This window comes from Streptococcus pseudopneumoniae, from assembly GCF_001072925.1.
GTDB classification, from domain to species: Bacteria; Bacillota; Bacilli; order Lactobacillales; family Streptococcaceae; genus Streptococcus; species Streptococcus pseudopneumoniae_Q.
This window is the reverse complement of the sequence record NZ_JVHE01000102.1, coordinates 236-748: the sequence shown is the minus strand read 5'-3', so window position 1 is coordinate 748 and position 513 is coordinate 236. Positions and strand designations below refer to the sequence as shown.

The 513-nt window shown below is 40.8% G+C and carries 1 protein-coding gene; it reads left to right on the top strand.

Annotation, left to right across the window (positions count from 1 at the left end; all coding sequences use genetic code 11):
* Positions 1–513, top strand: a 513-nt coding sequence (locus tag ADH81_RS07175; RefSeq protein ID WP_049527691.1) for a MucBP domain-containing protein, incomplete at both ends; no start/stop codon positions are given.

Sequence of the window (513 nt, the reverse complement as noted above, 5' to 3'; positions counted from 1 at the left end):
TGTAACATATGTATACAAACTTAAAGAAACACCAGCTGAGCCTAAGGGTAACGTTTATGTCCATTACGTTGATACAGAAGGTAAGACAATCAAGTCAGATGTAACCGACGAAGATGCTCAACCAGTAGACAAAGACTACGACACAGTTGTAGACAACCGTCCACAAGAGATTGAAWWMGAMGGTAAKACTTAYGAATTGGTYCCAGCTGGTAMYTACACAGYMGGTGAAGTAGATGACCAAGGTCACTTGAAGTCAACAGACCCAACAACTGGTAAGGTTATCGAAGATGATAAGAATGTAACCTATGTTTACAAACTTAAAGAAACACCAGTAGCACCTAAGGGTAATGTTTACGTTCACTATGTAGATACCGAAGGCAAGACAATCAAGGAAGATGTTACTGACGAAAAAGCTCAGCCAGTAGACAAAGACTACGCCACAGTTGTAGACAACCGTCCACAAGAGATTGAAAAAGACGGTAAGACTTATGAATTGGTCCCAGCTGGTAACTA